Consider the following 19,423-nt stretch of genomic DNA (forward strand, 5'->3'; position numbering starts at 1 on the left):
GGTCCGTACGGGCCGGTCCAGACCCGCGCCGGACACGCGGCGCCGTCGCCCCGCGGGAGCGAGCACCGCCGAGGTGGCCTCATGACCTCCTCAGGCACCCCCATACGCGTCCTCGTCGTCGAGGACGACCCGGTCGCCGCCGACGCGCACGCCCTCTACGTCGGCCGGGTCTCCGGGTTCTCGGTCGCCGGGGTCGCCCACTCCCGCGGCGAAGCCGTCCGCGTCCTGGAGCGCACCGAGGTCGATCTGCTGCTGCTCGATCTGTACCTGCCCGACGGGCACGGGCTCCAGCTCGTACGGTCGCTGCGCGCCGCGGGCCACCACGCCGACGTCATCGCCGTCACCTCGGCACGCGACCTCGCCATCGTCCGCGAGGGCGTCTCGCTCGGAGTCGTCCAGTACGTACTGAAACCGTTCACCTTCGCCACTCTCCGGGACCGGCTCACCCGCTACGCGGAGTTCCGCGCCGCCGCCGGGGAGGCGAGCGGCCAGGACGAGGTGGACCGGGCACTGTCCGCGCTGCGCGCGCCCCAGGGCGGCGGCGCTCTGCCCAAGGGCCTGAGCGCACCGACGCTCGCCGCCGTCACCCGTACCCTGCGCGATGCCGCGGCCGGGCTCACCGCCACCGAAGCCGGTACCGCCGTCGGCATCTCACGGATCACGGCACGGCGCTATCTCGAACACCTGGTCACGGAGGGGCGGGCGGCACGCAGCCCGCAGTACGGACAGATCGGGCGCCCCGAGCTGCAGTACCGATGGATCACATCCGGCCGCTGAACGAGTGCACCCTGCACGGGGATTGACCGTGTTCGCGGGCGGGCCCTACGGTCACCGGGCAGCCCGTCGTGGCTTCGAGGAGGTCGTGCCCGTGCGCCCCACCGCCCCGCTCATCCTCGTCCCCTTAGCCGCAGTCCTCGCCGCATCCTCCCTCACGGCCTGCGGCGCGGGATCCGGCGGCGACCCGGACACCGTCAGAGTCGCCTACAACCGGTCCACCGACAACAAGGTCCGTTTCAAGGACGACTTCCTCGCGTCGGTGAAGAAGCAGTTCGAGAAGGACCACCCCGGCAAGAAGGTCAAGCTCGTCCCGATCCAGGCCCCGGACAACGACTACGCCACCAAGGCGCAGCAGATGATGCGCTCCCCCAAGACCGCCCCGGACCTGGTCTACGAGGACACCTTCCGCATCAACTCCGACATCAAGGCCGGGTACTTGAAGCCGCTGGACGACTACCTCCCGAAGTGGGACCAGTGGAGCCGGTTCGTCGACACAGCGAAGGCCGCCGCCAGGGCCGAGGACGACAGGACGTACGGCGTCCCGGACGGCACCGACACCCGCGGCCTCTGGTTCAACAAGGAGATCTTCGCCAAGGCCGGTCTGCCGGCCGACTGGCGGCCGAAGAACTGGGCGGAGATCCTCACCGCGGCCCGCACCGTCAGGAAGAAGGTCCCGGGCGTCATTCCGCTCAACGTCTACACCGGCAAGGGACCCGGCGAGGCCGCGGTCATGCAGGGCTTCGAGATGCTGCTGTACGGCACCGGCGGCGATCCCCTCTACGACCCCACGGCCAGGAAGTGGGTGGCGGGGAGCAAGGGATTCCGGGACTCTCTCGGCTTCGTTCGGACGGTGTACGGCGAAAAGCTCGGCCCGGACGTCTCCGACGCGCTCGACCCCAACATCGGGACCCGGGTCGCCACCGAGCTGCTCCCCGAGGGCAGGCTGGCCATCGCGCTGGACGGTTCCTGGATGGGCCAGCACTGGCTCGACACCGGCGCCAAGCCGTGGCCGGAGTGGAACAAGAAGCTGGGCCAGGCACCGATGCCCACCCAGAACGGGCAGGCGCCGGGCAGGGTGTCCATGTCGGGCGGCTGGACCTGGGCCATCCCGGCGAAGGCCAAGAACCCGGACCTGGCCTGGGAGTTCATCACCTCGATGCAGACCCCGGCGAACGCCGTCGAGTGGACGGTCGTCGATGCCCAGATCGCGGTGCGCAAGGACGTCGCCGCGAGCCCGCGCTATCTGAAGTCCATGCCCGGTATCGACTTCTTCACCTCTCTGGTGCAGCACACCCACTACCGTCCCGCGCTGCCCGTCTATCCGCAGGTCTCGACCGCGATCGGCGAGGCGATGGAGAAGGTGACGACGGGCGACGCCTCGGTGGCCGATGCGGCGAAGGAGTACGACGACCAGCTGAGGACCATCGTCGGCGACGCGGTCATCACCAGGTGAGCCCCACGAGAAGAGGGTTGTGGCGGTGGGTGCCGATCACCCCCGCCACACTCCTGCTGCTGCTCTTCCTGGCGGGGCCGATCGGCTACTGCGTCTGGATCGCCTTCACCGACACCCGGCTGACGGGCGCGTCGGGCTCGGACTTCGTCGGGCTGGACAACTTCCGCCGGGCGTTCGCCGACGACGACTTCCGCAATGCCGTACGGCTGACGCTCGTCTTCACCTTCGTCTCGGCCGTCGTCGGCCAGAACACCCTGGGCCTGGCCCTCGCCGGTCTGATGCGCAGGGCGTCCCGTCCGGTCCGCACCCTGACCGGCTCCCTGGTCATCGCGGCGTGGGTGCTGCCCGAGATTGTCGCGGCCTTTCTCCTGTACACCTTCTTCCGCCGCGAGGGGACGTTGAACGCCCTGCTCGACTGGCTTCATCTGCCGTCCCAGAACTGGCTGTTCACACTGCCGATCCTGGCGGTGTCGTTCGCCAATGTCTGGCGTGGCACCGCGTTCTCGATGCTGATCTACTCCGCCGCGCTCGCCGAGATCCCGCGTGAGATCACGGAGGCGGCGGAGGTCGACGGCGCAAGCGGCCCGCGCCGTCTCCTGCACATCACCCTGCCGATGATCCGCCGCTCCATCGGCACCAATCTGATGCTGAACACGCTCTCCACGCTGTCGGTCTTCGGCCTGATCTGGGCCATGACACGCGGCGGGCCCGGCAATCGCAGCCAGACACTGCCGGTGTTCATGTACGACCAGGCGTTCCAGAAGAGCCTGATCGGCTACGGCACGGCGGTGGCTCTGCTCCTTCTGCTGGTGGGCTCCCTCTTCTCGATCGTCTATCTGCGACTGATGAGGGTGGAGGTGTGATGCGCCGGGCCACCCGCACCAGGCTCGCGGCCGACGGCGCGCTGCTGCTGACCGCCGCGGCCTTCGCGCTGCCACTGGTGTGGCTGCTGTTGTCCTCGGTGGACAGGGAGGCGGACCTCAGGGTCCGGGTCCCGTCCTCGGTCACCCCGGACAACTTCGACGCGGTGCTCACCACCGAGATCACGTTCACGCCCATGCTCAACAGCCTGCTGCTGTGCGGCGGCGCGACGCTGCTGACGGTGGTGTGCGCGGCGCTCGCCGCCTATCCCCTCTCGCGTCACCGCTCGCGCTGGGGCCGCCCTTATCTGCTGACGATCCTGTTCACGACATGTCTGCCGATCACGGCGGTCATGGTCCCGGTGTACGGACTGTTCGTCCAGATCGATCTGATCGACACGATGTACGGCACGGGCCTGTTCCTCGCCACCTCCCAGCTGCCCTTCTCCATCTGGCTGATGAAGAACTTCATGGACGGCGTCCCGGTGGTCCTGGAGGAGGCGGCCTGGACGGACGGCGCGTCGGGACTCCAGAGCCTGACCAGGGTCGTCCTGCCGCTGATGGGCCCGGGGCTGACGGTGGTGACGATCTACACCTTCATCCAGCTCTGGGGGAACTTCTTCGTCCCGTTCATGCTGATCCTGTCGCCGGAGCAGATGCCGGCGTCCGTCTCGATCTTCACCTTTTTCGGCAACTACGGCTCGGTGATCTACGGCGAGCTCGCGGCGTTCTCGATCCTCTACTCCGCCCCGGTGCTGGTGCTGTACATCCTGATCGCCCGCAGACTGGGCGGCGGCTTCGCACTGGGCGGAGCCGTCAAGGGCTGATCGACCGGCCCGTGGTCACATGACGTTACCGAAAGGTAACGATCAGCTCGGATGTTCCTACGATGAGTGGCTCTGGGTAAACTCACCGTAGCCACCGCCCCTTCCCACGTCGTAGCGTGTGGCCGTGCACCACACCCCGTCCCCACCTTTCGACGCCCCCGCCGCGCGCCGGCTGCGCGAAGCCCTCGGCATGGCGCCCGGCCATGTCGCATACGGCCTGCGCGCCCAGTACGGGCTCCATATCTCCCCCGAAACCGTGGTCCAGTGGGAGCGGGGCCTCTCCGCGCCCGGGACCCGCGAACTGACGGCGCTCGCCGGGGTGTTGTGGTGCGCCCCGCACGATCTGCTCACCGAGGCGACCACGCTGCGCGAGCACCGGATGGCACGCGGCCTCTCCCCCGACGACCTGGCGCGCGGCGTGGGCATGGATGCCCTCTCGTATGTGCGGATGGAGGAGTCGGGGCGCTGGCGCGGCAACGAACGGCAGACCGCCGCGCTCGCCGAGGTGCTGGAGCTCGGCCCCCGCGAGCTGCTGAAGGCGACCGGCCGGGACGCCGAGCTGGGGAATCTGCTGCGCGACGCGGTCAAAGCGCGCTGGCGGGCGTATGTCCGGCCGGTGGGCAAGATGCTCCCGATGGAGCGGGCACAACTGGAGGACGTGCTGGAGGAGCTGCACTCGCAGTACCAGTCACGGATGGTGGCGACGCTCGCTTGGGGCGCCACGACACAGGACACCGGGGAGCCGGGCCGGGACTTCCTGGAGCAGATCGTGGATCACTTCTGGGAGCTGGCGCACGCCCGGTGAGGCCGCGTGTGGCCACCGACCCGGCGGTAACCGGCCATTGAGGCGAACTCCCTTCCGCGGCCACGCAGTTACCAAGATGTAGCGAGAACGCTTCCTTCTGTCCGCTGTCGGGCGCGAGCATGCCAAGGTCCCGGCCGCCTCACAACCGGCCGGGCCCCACTGGACCCACTCAGAAGTGAGCCCCCCCATGCATGCACGCAGTTGGACCACTCGGGCGGCGGTGTCGGTCGCCGCGCTGGCCCTCACCTCGTCCCTGACGGGCACGGCCACGGCCGCGACCGTTGTCAGGACCGCTCCCGCCGCGCAGCGGACGAGCACCGCCGTCCCGGCCGTCGGCGACGTCGACTACGCCACCTGGCAGCGCGATGTCTCGGCCGTCGTCGCCACCGCCCGCCCCTACATCGAGCAGCGCACCGCGAACAGTTCGGGTCAGCGGCTCGCGATGGTCCTGGACATCGACAACACCTCGCTGGAGACCGACTTCCACCACTTCTGGGAGTACCCGACCCCGGCGGTCAAGCAGGTCCTCGACCTGGCCAAGTACGCCGACTCCCGGGGAGTGGACATCTTCTTCGTCACGGCCCGCCCCGGCATCATCGAGCCGCTGACGTCGTACAACCTGCGCAAGGCGGGCTACCCCCTCGACGGTCTGTACGTCCGCTCCCTCCCCGACCTGTTCTCGGAGGTCAGCGCCTACAAGACCGGCAAGCGGGCGGAGATCGAGGCGAAGGGCTACACCATCGTCGCCAACATCGGGAACAGCACGACCGACCTGGTCGGCGGTCACGCCGAGCGGACCTTCAAGCTGCCGGACTACGACGGCCAGCTGTCCTGACACGTCCACCGCCCCGTACGGGCCGTCCGCCGACCGCGCCGCGCGGCCGGCCGGCGGACGGTCCGCTCACCGCCGCCGTGACCACGGGCGCCCAGGGCCGGCCGCCGCACGGATCAGAAGACCGACTCCGCCTCGTACATCCGGTCGTGGGGCACGGTCTTCAGCCGGTGGACCGCGTCCGCCAGCGGCACCATCACCACCTCCGTGCCGCGCAGCGCCGTCATCCTGCCGAACTCCCCGCGGTGCACCGCCTCCACGGCGTACCAGCCGAAGCGGGTGGCCAGCACCCTGTCGTACGCGGTGGGGGTGCCACCGCGCTGCACATGCCCGAGGATGACCGGCTTGGCCTCCTTGCCCAGGCGCTGCTCCAGCTCGGCCGCGAGACGGTTGCCGATGCCCTGGAAACGCTCATGGCCGAACTGGTCGATCTCGCCCTTCTCGTACTCCATCGAGCCCTCGGCCGGGTGCGCGCCCTCCGCGACGCAGATCACCGCGAACTTCTTGCCGCGCGCGAATCGCTCCTCGACCATCTTCACCAGGTCCTCGACCTGGAAGTGCCGCTCGGGCAGACAGATGCCGTGGGCGCCGCCCGCCATGCCGGACTCCAGCGCGATCCAGCCGGCGTGCCGTCCCATCACCTCGACGACCATCACGCGCTGATGCGACTCGGCCGTGGTCTTGAGACGGTCGATGGCCTCGGTCGCCACCGTCACGGCGGTGTCGAAGCCGAAGGTGCGGTCGGTGGAGGAGATGTCGTTGTCGATGGTCTTGGGCACCCCGACGACGGGCATGCCCGCGTCGGCGAGCATCCGGGACGCGGTGAGCGTGCCCTCGCCGCCGATCGGGATGAGCGCGTCGATGCCGTACTGCTTCGCCAACTCGGCGGCGTTCTCGGCGGCTTCGCGCAGCCGGCCGCGCTCCAGACGCGCGGATCCCAGGATCGTGCCGCCCCGGGCGAGAATGCCGCTGACCGCGTTGAGGTCGAGCGGACGGTAGTGGCCGTCGAGCAGACCCTTGAACCCGTCCTCGAAGCCGATGACTTCATCGCCGTGGCCGGTCAGGGCGCGGTGCACAACCGACCGGATCACTGCGTTCAGGCCCGGACAGTCGCCGCCTGCGGTGAGAACTCCGATGCGCATCGTGCTGTGTCTCCTGCTCGTCAGTGGTACAGGTGAGCCCACCTTCGATTGTTCCACGGGCCCCGGGAACCTCGCCCTCCCAGCTACTTGGCCGCAGGGCACTTGGTCCCCGCTCGCGGACCCTTGGACCCGCCCGTTCCGGCGGGCGCCTTAGCTACCCTCAGAGGTATTGTCAAGAGGGCGATGCCCACCCAGCGGTATTTTTTGTATGCACCACCTTCTGCACTTCTTGTATGCGGCAGCATGGACAGGAGGGCAAACGCGTGACGCGCAGCGTGTACGTGACCGGGATCGACCGCGGGGACGGCCGGCAGGTGGTCGAGCTGGGGGTTATGGACCTCCTGACCCGCCAGGTGGACCGGGTCGGCGTCTTCCGCCCGCTGGTGCACGACGGCCCGGACCGGCTCTTCGACCTGCTGCGGGCCCGCTACCGGCTCTCCCAGGACCCGGCCTCCGGTTACGGCATGGACTACCACGAGGCGTCCGCGCTCCAGGCGGAGAAGGGTACCGACGAACTGGTCTCCCGGCTCGTCGACCGCTTCCACCAGGTGGCGCGGGAGTACGAGGTCGTACTCGTCCTGGGCACGGACTACGCCGCCACACAGCTCCCCGACGAGCTGGCGCTCAACGCGCGGCTCGCCAACGAGTTCGGTGCCTCGGTGATCGCGGTGGTCGGCGGCAAGGGCCAGACCGCCGAGGGCGTACGGGCCGAGACGCGCAACGCCTACCGGGCGTACGAGGTGCTCGGCTGCAACGTCCTCGCCATGGTCGCCAACCGCGTCGCCCCCGAGGAGCGCGAGACCATAGCCGAGCGGCTTGCGGCCAGCCTCCCGGTTCCTCTCTACACACTGCCCGACGAGCCCGCCCTCGCGGCCCCCACGGTCGCCCAGATCGCCCACGCCCTCGGGGGCACGGTGCTGCTCGGCGACGACTCCGGGCTCGCCCGTGACGCGATGGACTTCGTCTTCGGCGGCGCGATGCTGCCGAACGTCCTGAACGCGCTGACCCCCGGCTGCATGGTGGTCACCCCCGGCGACCGCGCCGATCTGGTGGTGGGCGCGCTGGCCGCCCACTCCGCGGGCACTCCCCCCATCGCCGGCCTCCTGCTCACCCTGGGCGAGCGGCCCGCCGACGAGATCCTCACCCTGGCGTCCCGGCTCGCCCCCGGCACCCCGGTGGTCTCGGTCCCGGGCATGAGCTTTCCGACAGCGGCCGAACTGTTCGGACTGGAAGGCAAGTTGAGCGCCACCACGCCCCGCAAGGCGGAGACGGCGCTCGGCGTGTTCGAGCGGTACGTCGACACCGGCGATCTACTGGACCGGCTCGCGGTCGCCCGCAGCGGCCATGTCACGCCGATGATGTTCGAGAACGATCTGCTGGAGCAGGCCCGCGCCGACCGCCGACGTATCGTGCTTCCCGAGGGCAGCGAGGAACGCGTGCTGCGCGCCGCCGACGTACTGCTGCGCCGGGACGTCTGCGACCTGACGCTGCTCGGCGACACCGAGGTCATCCGCAAGAAGGCCGCGGACCTGGGCATCGACCTCGGCGCCAGCCAGCTGATCGACCCGGCCGCCTCCACGCTGCGCCGGCCCTTCGCCGAGCGCTACGCCGCCCTGCGGGCCCACCGGGGGGTGTCCGTGGAGCTGGCCCACGACGTGGTCGTCGATGTGAACTACTTCGGCACCCTCATGGTCCAGGAGGGCCTGACCGACGGCATGGTGTCGGGTTCGGTGCACTCCACTGCGGCGACGATCCGCCCCGCCTTCGAGATCATCAAGACGAAGCCGGACGCCTCGATCGTCTCCTCCGTGTTCTTCATGTGCCTCGCCGACCGGGTGCTGGTGTACGGCGACTGCGCGGTCAACCCGGACCCGGACGCCGAACAGCTCGCGGACATCGCCATCCAGTCGGCGGTCACGGCCGCACGCTTCGGCGTGGAGCCGCGGATCGCGATGCTCTCGTACTCCACGGGCAGCTCTGGCTCCGGCGCGGACGTCGACAAGGTCCGCGAGGCGACGAAGCTGGTGCGCGCGTCCCGGCCGGATCTGCGGATCGACGGCCCGATCCAGTACGACGCGGCGGTGGAGCCGTCCGTGGCGGCGACGAAACTGCCCGATTCGGAGGTGGCGGGCCGGGCAACAGTGCTGGTCTTCCCTGACCTGAACACCGGCAACAACACCTACAAGGCCGTCCAGCGCTCGGCCGGTGCCGTGGCCGTAGGACCAGTGCTCCAGGGGCTCCGCAAGCCCGTGAACGACCTGTCGCGCGGCGCACTCGTCAGCGACATCGTGACCACGGTCGCCATCACCGCCGTCCAGTCCCAGGAGCAGGAGCAGTCCGCATGACCGCCAGCCGTGTCCTCGTACTCAACTCCGGCTCCTCGTCGGTGAAGTACCAGCTGCTCGACATGCGCGACAGCTCACGACTCGCGGTCGGGCTCGTGGAGCGGATCGGCGAGGCGACCTCGCGACTGGTGCACTCCCCACTGACGGGCGGCGGCGCTCAGCGGCGCGAGCGCTCCGGTCCGATCGCCGACCACGATGCCGCCCTGAAGGCGGTCGCCGAGGAGCTGACGCAGGACGGGCTCGGACTCGACTCGCCCGAGCTGGCCGCGATCGGACACCGGGTGGTGCACGGCGGGCTGCGCTTCACCGAGCCGACCGTGATCGACGAGGACGTTCTGGCCGAGGTGGAACGGCTGGTCCCGGTGGCCCCGCTGCACAACCCGGCGAACATCACCGGCATCCGTACCGCACAGGCGCTGCGCCCCGACCTCCCTCAGGTCGCGGTCTTCGACACCGCCTTCCACACGACGATGCCGGAGGCTGCGGCCCGCTACGCCATCGACGTCGAGACGGCGGACGCCCACCGGATCCGCCGCTACGGCTTCCACGGCACCTCGCACGCCTATGTCTCGCGCCGGACGGCCGCCCTGCTGGGCAAGGACCCGTCCGAGGTGAACGTCATCGTCCTGCACCTGGGCAACGGCGCCTCCGCGTCCGCGGTGGCGGGCGGCCGGTGCGTGGACACCTCGATGGGTCTGACGCCGCTGGAGGGTCTGGTGATGGGCACCCGTTCCGGTGACATCGACCCCGCGGTCACGTTCCACCTCAAGCGGGTCGCGGGAATGTCGGTGGACGACATCGACCAGTTGCTCAACAAGAGGAGCGGTCTGCTCGGTCTGTGCGGCGACAACGACATGCGGGAGATCCGCCGTCGGATCGACGAGGGCGACGAGCGGGCACGGCTCGCCTTCGACATCTACATCCACCGGCTGCGGAAGTACATCGGCGCCTACTACGCGGTGCTGGGCCGGGTGGATGCCATCGCCTTCACGGCCGGGGTCGGCGAGAACGCGGCGCCGGTGCGTGAGGCGGCCGTCGCGGGTCTGGAGGAGCTCGGGCTGGTGCTGGACCCGGAACGGAACGCCGTACGGTCCGACGAGCCACGGATCATTTCGGCGAATTCTGGACGGGTTGTGGTGGCCGTCGTCCCGACCGATGAGGAAATGGAGATCGCCCAGCAGACATTCTCCCTGGTCAAGAGCCTTTCGGGCCCAGGCAACGCCTGAGCGGAAGTCCGCCCATTTGTATATTCCACCAGCCGGAATATTCCGAGCCGAAACAAACCGATAGGATCCGCCTTATGCGCCGTTCCAAAATCGTCTGCACACTGGGCCCCGCCGTCGACTCGTACGAGCAGTTGAAAGCTCTCATCGAGGCCGGTATGAACGTGGCCCGCTTCAACATGAGCCACGGAACCCACGCTGAGCACGACGAGCGGTATCACCGCGTGCGCAAGGCGTCCGAGGACACCGGCCGCGCGGTCGGCGTGCTCGCCGACCTCCAGGGCCCCAAGATCCGCCTGGAAACGTTCGCCGAAGGGCCGGTCGAACTGGTCCGGGGCGACGAGTTCACGATCACCACCGAGGATGTGGCCGGCAACAAGTCGATCTGCGGCACCACCTACAAGGGCCTGCCCGGCGACGTCTCCAAGGGCGACCAGATCCTGATCAACGACGGCAATGTCGAACTGCGGGTCGTCGAGGTCGACGGCCAGCAGGTCAAGACCATCGTCGTCGAGGGCGGTGTGATCTCCGACCACAAGGGCATCAACCTGCCCGGCGCGGCGGTCAACGTCCCGGCCCTGTCCGAGAAGGACGTCGAGGACCTGCGCTTCGCGCTGCAGATGGGCTGCGACCTGGTCGCGCTCTCCTTCGTACGCGACGCGAGCGACGTCAAGGACGTCCACAAGGTGATGGACGAGGTGGGCCGCCGGGTCCCCGTCATCGCCAAGGTGGAGAAGCCGCAGGCCGTCGAGAACATGCTGGACGTCGTCATGGCGTTCGACGGCGTGATGGTGGCGCGCGGTGACCTGGCCGTCGAGTACCCGCTCGAAAAGGTCCCGATGGTGCAGAAGCGCCTCGTCGAGCTGTGCCGCCGCAACGCCAAGCCGGTGATCGTGGCGACCCAGATGATGGAGTCGATGATCACCAACTCCCGCCCGACGCGCGCCGAGGCGTCCGATGTCGCCAACGCGATCCTCGACGGGGCGGACGCGGTCATGCTGTCGGCGGAGTCCTCGGTCGGCGCCTACCCGATAGAGACCGTCAAGACGATGTCGAAGATCGTCACCGCGGCCGAAGAGGAGCTGCTCTCCAAGGGCCTCCAGCCGCTGGTCCCGGGCAAGAAGCCGCGCACCCAGGGCGGTTCCGTCGCCCGCGCGGCCTGCGAGATCGCGGACTTCCTGGGCGCCAAGTCGCTGGTGGCGTTCACCCAGTCCGGCGACACGGCCCGCCGGCTGTCGCGCTACCGCGCCGAACAGCAGATCCTGGCCTTCACGACGGACCCGGCGACCCGCAATCAGCTCACGCTGAGCTGGGGTGTGGAGTCCTACGTCGTGCCGCACGTCAACAACACGGACGCGATGGTCGACCTGGTCGACGCGGAACTGCTGAAGCTGCAGCGGTACAACGCGGGCGACGTCATGATCATCACGGCGGGCTCGCCTCCGGGCGTCCCGGGGACGACCAACATGGTGCGGGTGCACCACCTGGGCGGGGTGGACGCGAAGTAGTCGCACGCGCCTGAAGTGATGACGAGGGCGGTACCCCGGATCGGCCGGGGTACCGCCCTCGGGCTTTGACGATGGGCGGGGCTGGTCGACCTCACCCGACCAGGGGTACTCGACTCTCCGGCCTCAGGCGACAACCACGCGGGTGCCGTCGAAGTTCGCGACGATCTCCAGCCGGCCCCCGAGTGCAGCGACGTAGGCGGCGATCGTTCCGACTTCCGCCGCTTTTGTGTTCCCTCGTTCGATCGCCGACACCCGCTCCTGTCGCACATGCATCCGAGCCGCTACCTCGCTCTGTGTGAGGCCGAGTTGCTTCCGCATCTCGGCCAGCCGGTGCGCGCGAGCTTCAGCCACCATGCGCTGAGCTCCGGCAGCGATCACATCGAGGTCCTCGGCGTCGAAGACCTCACGCTTGACGTCGTCCCAGGAGTGGAAGGTGGTCATTCCTGTGCCTCCTTCTGCCGCCGGGCCAGGTGATCCAACCATGCGGCATATCGTGCCTCGGCTGCGGGGATCGAGCGGCGGTACCACTCGGACCACTGCCCTGCCTTGTCTCCGGCCACCAACAGAACGGCACTGCGTTGAGGGTCGAAGACGAACAGCACCCTGATCTCGCTCGCCCCGGACGAACCAGGGCGCAACTCCTTCAAATTGTGCAGAGCGGAACCCTTGATGCGGTCGACCAGGGGACGACCCAAGTCGGGCCCCTCCTCAACCAGAGCCTGGATAGCCAGACCCACCAATCGCGCGGAGTCGCGGTCGTCCTTTCTCAGCTTGTGCAGCCAGTCCCGGACTTCTCCGGCCATCTCAAGGTGCCACGGCATGGCAGCCCACGATCCAGTACGTACACATACTAGTACCTTGACGTACTGCTGGCCAGGAGAAGCAGTATCACTGTTTACTCCCCCGAACGGGCGCAAATGGGTGCACCTCATTGACGAGCGGCATGGCGCTCAGGGCCTGGTCGGCATCCCCCGGAGGACTCGGCGGCGATGATCGCTCGCGTAATGGAGGAACGTTATGGGCACAAGCCAGGACCTGACGGGCGCGCGGTGGCGTAAGTCGTCGTACAGCGGCGGCGAGTGCATCGAGTGCGCCCCCTCGGCGCCGCCGCCTGGCGCAAGTCGTCGCACAGCGGCAACACCGGCGGCGACTGCATCGAGGTCGCCGCCCAGCCCTGCCGTATCGCCGTCCGCGACTCCAAGAACCCCGACGGCCCCGCCTACACCGTCACCCCCGCCGCCTTCACGGCCTTCGTCACGGCCGCCGTGGAGGGCGGCGTGCGCGCCCCCGGTCGACCGACGAACGACGGCGACCCGCACCCTTGGCAGTAGGTGCGGGACGCAAAGCCGGGCGTAGCTCCGTCACCCGTTCCGCTACGTGAGGCGGTAGGACTCGGGCACAATGTGCGTGACTCCGTTCAGGACGATCGTCAAGTTGCGCGCCGTCAGTCCACCAGATCCGGCCAGACGTTGAAGTCACCGTCGTCGACGACGTCCTCACCGAGGCCGAGCTGGTCCCCGAGCGCCAGATAGCGCTCGTAACGGGCCTCGCTGATCGGTACGGAGTACGCCTTCACCGCCCTTAGGAACAACCGGAAGGCGAGATCCGGGTCGATGTCCACCGCCTGTTCCAGGGCCGGGACGACACCGGCAAGCGGGTTGTAGGAGTGGTGCGCTGTCGCCTGCTCGAGGGCAGGTCCGACCGATCTCACTTCGGCTCGGACAGCCTCCTTCGTCGACTCGTCCACTACAGGTGTGGCAGTGAGGGGCGAGAAGGAGGGATCGTCACGCCGGATTCTGCCGGTGCAGATGTCAGCGATCCGGCGCAGCCACACCCGGCCGTCGACCCCGAGGCGTTCCAGGTCGAATTCCCGGAACGTCCCCGCCAGCCACAGAATCTCGACGTCCCGACTGGACAGAGGTGAGTCCAGGAGCACGAGACAGTCCCGCAGAAGCTGGTGGGCGAACGCCCCTTCAAACCGGTCAGCGACGCTCCCGACGACCTCCAAGCCCGCGGCCTCACTGTTGACCAAGGGGTAGCGGATCCATTTGATCAGCCCGCTGAGCCCGATGTCGACACCGAGGTGCCGGTGTGGCTGCGCCATGCTTGCTTCTCTTTCCTACTTCGGGTAGCTGGTGAAGATAGCGAAGTTGTCCGGGACGCCCGTAGCCTCGTCCCCTGGGTGCGTGTTGCCCTTTCCTCGTACCGCCTTGATCCTGATGATCACCTCGTTACCCGCATCGGTCGGCGCTGCGGCCCCCGAACGGTAGACCTTGCCGAGCGAACCCTCGCCCCGCAGCGTCCAGTCGATGGGGAAGAGGTCGAAGCGGGGGTCGAAGATCTCTCCCTTTGGCTTCTTCCGCTGCGCGGTGATCCACTTCGCAAGCTTCTCCCCGTTCTTCGGGCTGCGCTTCAGCCACTGCTGGAAGGCCTCATTGGTGGCGCGCATTGCGGTGGCCTCGTCGTTCCAGACCGACACAACGCCATCCCTGGCGATCTTGTCCTGCAGCCTCTGCCCGCTGATGTTCACATGCTCCGTGATGGTGTGTGCGCCTTCCCTGCCTTCATCGCCCACGATGTTCAGGCAGTTGTGAACGAGCACATCGTCAGGCCGCTGACCCGACGTGCGCACGAAGAACGTGCGCAGGTCGTCGACCGTGAGGTCGTAGACGGTGCGCGGGACCAGGCCCGAGCGGTCACGGAGGTCGGTCAGCGCGCGGACGGAGCCGTCCGGGGTGCGCAGGCGGTCGCCGACGCGCAGGTCGGAGGCCAGCGTCCAGCCACGGTCCACCACGTAGAACTTGTGGCCCGCGGTGCTTGTCAGCGTGCCGCCGCCGGCGACGGTGAGGTCCACCAGGCGCTCGGTGTTGTGCTGGAAGGTGTCGGTGACCTGCCGGGCCCGCAGCTCGCCGGAAACCGGATCCGTGGCCTTGACGAGGTCACCCACACCCACCTGGCTGATGGGCCGGTGTGAACCGTCCGCCATCAGCACGGGGGTCGCGGCCGGGAAACTGTTGCGCGCACAGGCCGTGAACGCGTCCTCGTAAATGTTCACCTGCTGCGAGATTTTGGCGAGGGTCGCGGGATCCAGGTCCAGGGCCTTGAGAGCCTTGAACGCGTCGGCGACACCGACACCGGTCTTCATCGCGGCGTCCAGGGCCCGGATTCCCTCGAAGACCTTGCTGAATGCCTTGCCGGGGATGAAGTTGCTCGCTGCCCAGGCGCAGCCGCTGGCGCTGCCGTGCCAGCAGTCGACGAAGTCCTGGACCAGGACCGCCTTGATGACCTGGTAGGCAAGGGTCATCTCGATGAGCTGCAACTTGGTGAAGTACCGGGTGACGTCCTTCTTCAGACCCGGGATGCGCTTGCTCTCGATGAGCAGCGTGTCCTCGGACGGACAGCTGATGCCCTCCGGGATGTCCGGATTGGTGCAGAGGAAGAAGTCGACCACCGCGCTGAAGGTGACCGTGAACGTGGTGGTGCAGCCTTCGAAGCCGATCGTGATCACGCAGGGGTTGTGCTGCTTGGCGTCGGTGATCTCGATGCTGTCCTCGTCGACGACGTACCACGTGCCGCCGATACCCGTGCCGGCACCTGCGTTGACCTGCTGGTTGGCCTTCTTCCGTTCGGCGGACTCCGCGGCCTTCTGCGCGTCCTCGGCGTACTTCTGTGCGTCCTTCGCCGCCTGCTCGGCCGCCGTCGCGGCCTCGTCGGCGCGCGTCGCCGCCGCCCGTGCGTCCTTGGCTGCCTGCTCTGCCGCGGCTGCGGCGTCGCGGGCGGCCTGGGCGTCGAGAGCGGCCTGGTCGGCGGAGTCGCGGGCTTCCTTGGCGTAGCCCTCGGCCCGCCCGGCTGCCTTGTCCGCGGCTGCCGCGTCCTCCGTCGCCTGGCGGTCGTAGTCGATCGTGCGGGCCAGGGACGCCGAGGCCAGTGAGGCGGCCTTGGCGGCGTCGGCCGCGTAGCCCAGGGCCTCCTTCGCGTAGGTACGGGCATCGGCTGCGTACTCGGCGGCCTTGGCTGCATGCTGATAGGCGATCTTCGCGTCGCCCTGCGCCTGCTCGGCGAGGTTCTTGGCCGCGGCGGCCTCCGCCTGCGCGTTCTTGGCGTGGGCGTCGGCGACGGCCTTCTGCTGCTCGGCGATCGACTTCGACGCCTGCCCGGTCAGCACCACCAGGCCCGCGGCCGAGTCGGTGGTGACGTAGGGGGAGCCGAGCTGGATCGCGTCGTTCGCCGGCTTGGCGACCTGCGCGGCGGCGTTCCCCGCGTCCACCGCGGCCTGCGCGGTGACATGGGCGAAGCCCGCGGCCTTCGCGGAGGCGACCAGGGCCTTGCCGGCCTCCTTGAAGGCCTCGTCCGCGTCGGTCTTGGCGTTCTTGGCGTGCTGTTCGGCCTCGTCGGCCAGCTTGACCGCCGCGTTGGCCTCCGAGGCGGCGTGGGCGGCGGCCTGGATGGCGTCCGCCGCCGCGCTGGTCGCCGTCTTCACCGCGGCGTCGGCCTTCAGCTTCGCCGCCTGGGCGTCATCCGCGTTGGAACGAGCCCGCTTGGCTGCCGCCTCGGCGCGGGTGGCCGCGGCGTCCGCGTCCGCCGCCGCCTGCGTGGCGGCATCCGCCGCGGTGCGGGCACGGCCGGCTGCCGCTTCGGCGTCGTCGGCATGCCCTGCCGCCGCGTCGGCTGCCGCCCTGGACTCCTTGGCGTTGGCGTCCGACTCGTGGGCCTGCGCGAACGCCTCCTTCGCGTCCGCCTTCGCACGCGCCGCGTCCGCCTTCTGCTCGGCGTCCCACGCGTCATCCCGCAGTTCACGGGCCTTGTCGCGGGCCTTGACCGCGCCGTTCTTCTTCTCGACCGCGGTGGTCTCGGAAGCTTCGGCCGCATCCTTGGCGTCCTTGGCCTTCGCCGCCTCGGCCTCGGCGTTCTTCCGATGCTGCGCGGCCTCGGCCTGCTTGGCCGCGGCGGTTTCCTTCTCCGCCTTCGCCGTCGCCTCCTCGGCCTCGGCGGCGAGCCGCTTCGCGTGGGCATCGGCGGCGGCCTTCTTCGCCTCGCCCTCGGCCTTCACGGTCTCGGCGAGCTTGGCCTCCGCGGTCTCCTTGTCCTTCTTCGCGTTGTCCCGGTGCACCTTGGCCGCATCCGCCGCGGCCTTCGCCTGCAACTCGGCAGTGTGCGCCGCTTCCTTGCGGAACTCCGCCTTGACCTGTGCCGCCTGCGCCAGCGCCCGCTGCGCGATCGTCTCACTGTCGCCGCCGGAGGCACGGGTGGCGGCCTCCGCGGTCGCACCGGCCTTCACCATCGCCTCAAGCGCGGCCACCGCGCCCTTGGTGACCTGAGCCTTCTGCTGGCCGACCAGCAGACCACGGCCCCGAGGCGCGCCGTCCGCATCGGCGACGGCGTACGCCGCCTGCTCAGCGGTGTCGGAAGCGGCAGCCGACTTCTTGGCGCTCTCCAGCTGGACCTTGAGCGCGGCGAGCTGCTTCTTCGCCGCCGCCTGGGCATCGGTGACGCCCTTCTTCGCCTTGTCGAACTGGGCCTTGGGCGGGTACGACAAGCTGTCCGTGCCCTGGTGCCCGGACGGCTTGATCAGGAACTTCTGCGAACTGGCGTCCTTGCAGTCCCACAGCCGCGCGTCCGTGCTCTTGGTGAACGAACTCAAATCCAGGCACTTGCCCGTAGAGACACTCTTCAGGGGCGAGGCGGCGCGGACATCGCCCTTCCACGACTGCCCCTCGGACTTGTAGCAGTCCGAGATCTGGATCTTCGTGCCGCTCGCCGGCTTGTTCCCCGCCACATCCAGGCACTTTTGCGAGCCGGCATTCCGCAGGTGGAGGTTGTCCTCACTGCCCTCGACCATCCACTGCTGCGCCGCGCCGCCGTTGCACGTATACACCTGAACCGGCGTGCCGTTGGTCTTCCCGCCGCCCGCGACGTCCAGGCACATGCCCTTCGCGCCCGGCACCTCGATGGTCACATGGCTGTCACCGATCCAGCCGACCCCGCCCGGAGACCAGTAGTCCTGCCAGCGGGCAAGATGGTCGGCGACCCAGGAGTGCCCCAGCAGGTCGCCCAGTGTCTTCGCGCCCGCGGCGAGGGACTTGGTGGCGTCCTTGTTGGCAGTCAGGAGCTGGTTGCGCTGCGCCTGCTGGGAGACGATCTCCTGCTGCCACTCCTTCGCGGCCGTGGCGGAGATGTCGCCCAGCGCCTTGTCCGGGTCGATCGGGTCGCGCCACGCACACGACGCGAACCGGGTCTTCAGGTCCTCGACCGCGATGCGGTGCTCCGCCGTGCCCGGCTGCGGGGCGGTGCGGGGGAAGCCGCCGGAGGCGAGGAAGAGACGGGCGTTGTCCGCCCCCGCCGGCTCCAGCGCGAATCCGTGCAGCCACTTGAACGCGCTCTGCTCGGCCAGCTGACGATCCCACTCAGGCAGGTTCGGATCAGGTTCCTTGCCGTAGAGGGGGGTACCCAGGTCGTCAACGGCCTTGAGCGTGGCCGCATCAGCCTTGGGGGTGGGGTCCTCGTAGAAGTCGCTCTCGCTCTTCCAGAACCGGTCAGAGATCCACTTGCTCAGACCGGTCTGGGAGTAGAAGTCCTCCTTGCTGTCACCCGGCGACCCCGGCGGCCAGTGGAAATCGGAGTCATTGATGCCGCCCGGAGTCTCCAGCCCTACGAGGGGCTTGCTCCATCCGCCCCGGAGAGCGTGGAGGGCGTCCAGTTCCCTGGACGCCGCGTCCCTGTCGTTCTCGTACGCCTGGGCGAGCGGTGTGTTCTCCCAGTGCTGCCGGTTGGCCAGCGCGTGGAGCTTGTCCTGCGGCTGGTTGAGGCCGTCCTGCGCGACGGTGGCCATGGCCGGCCCACCCAGGCGCAGCACTTCGGACATGAGGCACTGGTCCTGCCGCAACTGTTCGACGGCGGTGTCCTCGAACCAGTCGTAGGAGTCGCCTGCCGGGGCCATGCGCTGTCCCGCGACCTGGTCGAGTACAACGGGCTGGACAGCCAGGCCACCGAGGACGGACAAAGCGGCGACGGACGTGACGACAGAGGTGAAAGTTGCGGATGTTCGTGATCTGGGTCTGAGCAACCCTGGTCTGGGGCGCAAAAGAGGCATCCTTCGTAGCGAACGAGGGCAGGCGGGGGCGACCGTCCCAAGAGTCGGTGGCGATGCGCGCGGGTCAGCCCGCTGTCCCGGCGCGGAAACAGGGGCAGCGGACGGCGCCGACCGAGACGGCATTCGCAAGGAGCCGGTATCGCGGCATGACGGTCATCCCTCCCCCGTGGCGGCACTGTCCCCCCGGCCGCCGGCTGATGTGCGCGCGTCACGACGGAGCGGTCAAGGTCCACCACGCGCGCGCGGCGATCACCATAGGCACAGGTCAACACCCCGGAGCAAGAGGTGACTTCAGCGTCCGGAGCCCATGACCCGAGGCACCCACGGCGAGCCCCTCCGATCGGGCGGACGCAAATCCCGTGCTCATGACGGGGGCTACCTGTGTGTCTGCTGTGAAGGCCGAGTGGACGTGACGACGCTTTTCAGCCTGGAAGTTGACCAATAAGCGACCTTCATTGACGGAGGGATGTGTGGCGCAGGCCGCACGCCGGGTCGCTGGTGAACCGCGTGGCGCGGGGGTACTCCGCGAACGCCTATCCGGCCCCAGGCCTGGACCCCCGG

At 68.9% G+C, this 19,423-nt stretch carries 15 protein-coding genes; 10 read left to right on the plus strand and 5 right to left on the minus strand.

Annotated features, from left to right (window positions below; translation table 11 throughout):
- The first annotated feature begins 81 nt into the window (after positions 1 to 81).
- The 6 genes from OG293_RS09800 (at position 82) to OG293_RS09825 (ending at position 5,557) form a co-directional block, all read left to right on the plus strand.
- Positions 82 to 777, plus strand: a complete 696-nt coding sequence (locus OG293_RS09800) for a response regulator (protein WP_405998385.1) — start codon at positions 82 to 84, stop codon at positions 775 to 777.
- 91 nt (positions 778 to 868) lie between these two features.
- Positions 869 to 2,230 (plus strand): ABC transporter substrate-binding protein, encoded by a 1,362-nt coding sequence (locus tag OG293_RS09805; protein WP_405998386.1) that lies wholly within the window; start codon positions 869 to 871, stop codon positions 2,228 to 2,230.
- Positions 2,227 to 3,093: a carbohydrate ABC transporter permease gene (locus tag OG293_RS09810; protein ID WP_405998387.1), complete on the plus strand. Its 867-nt coding sequence runs from the start codon at positions 2,227 to 2,229 to the stop codon at positions 3,091 to 3,093. The genes OG293_RS09805 and OG293_RS09810 overlap by 4 nt, the downstream gene beginning before the upstream one ends.
- A complete protein-coding gene (locus tag OG293_RS09815; RefSeq protein ID WP_405998388.1) occupies positions 3,093 to 3,917 on the plus strand; it encodes a carbohydrate ABC transporter permease in 825 nt (274 codons plus the stop codon). Before OG293_RS09810 ends, OG293_RS09815 begins: the two co-directional genes overlap by 1 nt.
- Positions 3,918 to 4,107: 190 nt before the next feature.
- A complete protein-coding gene (locus OG293_RS09820) occupies positions 4,108 to 4,722 on the plus strand; it encodes a helix-turn-helix domain-containing protein (RefSeq protein WP_406003548.1) in 615 nt (204 codons plus the stop codon).
- 187 nt (positions 4,723 to 4,909) lie between these two features.
- On the plus strand, positions 4,910 to 5,557 hold the full coding sequence (locus OG293_RS09825; RefSeq protein ID WP_405998389.1) for an HAD family acid phosphatase: 648 nt from the start codon (positions 4,910 to 4,912) through the stop codon (positions 5,555 to 5,557).
- A 113-nt stretch (positions 5,558 to 5,670) separates the two neighbouring features.
- Here the strand turns inward: OG293_RS09825 and OG293_RS09830 are convergent, their stop codons facing one another.
- Positions 5,671 to 6,696, minus strand: coding sequence for an ATP-dependent 6-phosphofructokinase (locus tag OG293_RS09830; RefSeq protein WP_405998390.1), 1,026 nt, complete (start codon positions 6,694 to 6,696; stop codon positions 5,671 to 5,673).
- Positions 6,697 to 6,959: 263 nt separating this feature from the next.
- Between OG293_RS09830 and pta the strand changes: the two genes are divergently transcribed.
- The 3 genes from pta to pyk all read left to right on the plus strand — a co-directional run bounded on the left by pta (position 6,960) and on the right by pyk (position 11,772).
- Positions 6,960 to 9,041: a phosphate acetyltransferase gene (gene pta / locus OG293_RS09835; protein ID WP_405998391.1), complete on the plus strand. Its 2,082-nt coding sequence runs from the start codon at positions 6,960 to 6,962 to the stop codon at positions 9,039 to 9,041.
- On the plus strand, positions 9,038 to 10,267 hold the full coding sequence (locus tag OG293_RS09840) for an acetate kinase (RefSeq protein ID WP_405998392.1): 1,230 nt from the start codon (positions 9,038 to 9,040) through the stop codon (positions 10,265 to 10,267). The genes pta and OG293_RS09840 overlap by 4 nt, the downstream gene beginning before the upstream one ends.
- 74 nt (positions 10,268 to 10,341) lie before the next feature.
- Entirely contained in the window at positions 10,342 to 11,772 is a 1,431-nt protein-coding gene (pyk, locus tag OG293_RS09845; RefSeq protein ID WP_405998393.1) for a pyruvate kinase, read from the plus strand.
- A gap of 123 nt (positions 11,773 to 11,895) precedes the next feature.
- On the opposite strand, the gene OG293_RS09850 is transcribed toward pyk, so the two are convergent.
- Positions 11,896 to 12,213 (minus strand): helix-turn-helix domain-containing protein, encoded by a 318-nt coding sequence (locus OG293_RS09850; RefSeq protein WP_405998394.1) that lies wholly within the window; start codon positions 12,211 to 12,213, stop codon positions 11,896 to 11,898.
- Positions 12,210 to 12,575, minus strand: a complete 366-nt coding sequence (locus OG293_RS09855) for a type II toxin-antitoxin system RelE/ParE family toxin (RefSeq protein WP_405998395.1) — start codon at positions 12,573 to 12,575, stop codon at positions 12,210 to 12,212. The genes OG293_RS09850 and OG293_RS09855 overlap by 4 nt, the downstream gene beginning before the upstream one ends.
- Before the next feature lie 276 nt (positions 12,576 to 12,851).
- On the opposite strand from OG293_RS09855, the gene OG293_RS09860 reads away from it, so the two are divergent.
- Positions 12,852 to 13,103 carry a DUF397 domain-containing protein gene (locus tag OG293_RS09860; RefSeq protein WP_405998396.1) on the plus strand — a complete coding sequence of 84 codons (252 nt, stop codon included), beginning with the start codon at positions 12,852 to 12,854 and terminating at the stop codon, positions 13,101 to 13,103.
- 113 nt (positions 13,104 to 13,216) lie between these two features.
- On the opposite strand, the gene OG293_RS09865 is transcribed toward OG293_RS09860, so the two are convergent.
- Positions 13,217 to 13,876 (minus strand): hypothetical protein, encoded by a 660-nt coding sequence (locus tag OG293_RS09865; protein WP_405998397.1) that lies wholly within the window; start codon positions 13,874 to 13,876, stop codon positions 13,217 to 13,219.
- Between the two features lie 15 nt (positions 13,877 to 13,891).
- On the minus strand, positions 13,892 to 18,862 hold the full coding sequence (locus tag OG293_RS09870) for a ricin-type beta-trefoil lectin domain protein (protein ID WP_405998398.1): 4,971 nt from the start codon (positions 18,860 to 18,862) through the stop codon (positions 13,892 to 13,894).
- Between the last annotated feature and the right edge of the window lie 561 nt (positions 18,863 to 19,423).

The sequence above is a fragment of the Streptomyces sp. NBC_00829 genome (assembly GCF_045161795.1).
GTDB lineage: Bacteria > Actinomycetota > Actinomycetes > Streptomycetales > Streptomycetaceae > Streptomyces.

Bases quoted from the DNA above. Each gene is read 5' to 3' on its own strand.
- OG293_RS09815 (WP_405998388.1), top strand. From the start codon at position 3,093: ATGCGCCGGGCCACCCGCACCAGGCTCGCGGCCGACGGCGCGCTGCTG.
- OG293_RS09850 (WP_405998394.1), bottom strand. From the start codon at position 12,213: ATGACCACCTTCCACTCCTGGGACGACGTCAAGCGTGAGGTCTTCGAC.
- OG293_RS09825 (WP_405998389.1), top strand. From the start codon at position 4,910: ATGCATGCACGCAGTTGGACCACTCGGGCGGCGGTGTCGGTCGCCGCG.
- OG293_RS09855 (WP_405998395.1), bottom strand. From the start codon at position 12,575: ATGGCCGGAGAAGTCCGGGACTGGCTGCACAAGCTGAGAAAGGACGAC.
- OG293_RS09820 (WP_406003548.1), top strand. From the start codon at position 4,108: ATGGCGCCCGGCCATGTCGCATACGGCCTGCGCGCCCAGTACGGGCTC.
- OG293_RS09865 (WP_405998397.1), bottom strand. From the start codon at position 13,876: ATGGCGCAGCCACACCGGCACCTCGGTGTCGACATCGGGCTCAGCGGG.
- OG293_RS09830 (WP_405998390.1), bottom strand. From the start codon at position 6,696: ATGCGCATCGGAGTTCTCACCGCAGGCGGCGACTGTCCGGGCCTGAAC.
- OG293_RS09800 (WP_405998385.1), top strand. From the start codon at position 82: ATGACCTCCTCAGGCACCCCCATACGCGTCCTCGTCGTCGAGGACGAC.
- pyk (WP_405998393.1), top strand. From the start codon at position 10,342: ATGCGCCGTTCCAAAATCGTCTGCACACTGGGCCCCGCCGTCGACTCG.
- OG293_RS09870 (WP_405998398.1), bottom strand. From the start codon at position 18,862: ATGCCTCTTTTGCGCCCCAGACCAGGGTTGCTCAGACCCAGATCACGA.
- OG293_RS09840 (WP_405998392.1), top strand. From the start codon at position 9,038: ATGACCGCCAGCCGTGTCCTCGTACTCAACTCCGGCTCCTCGTCGGTG.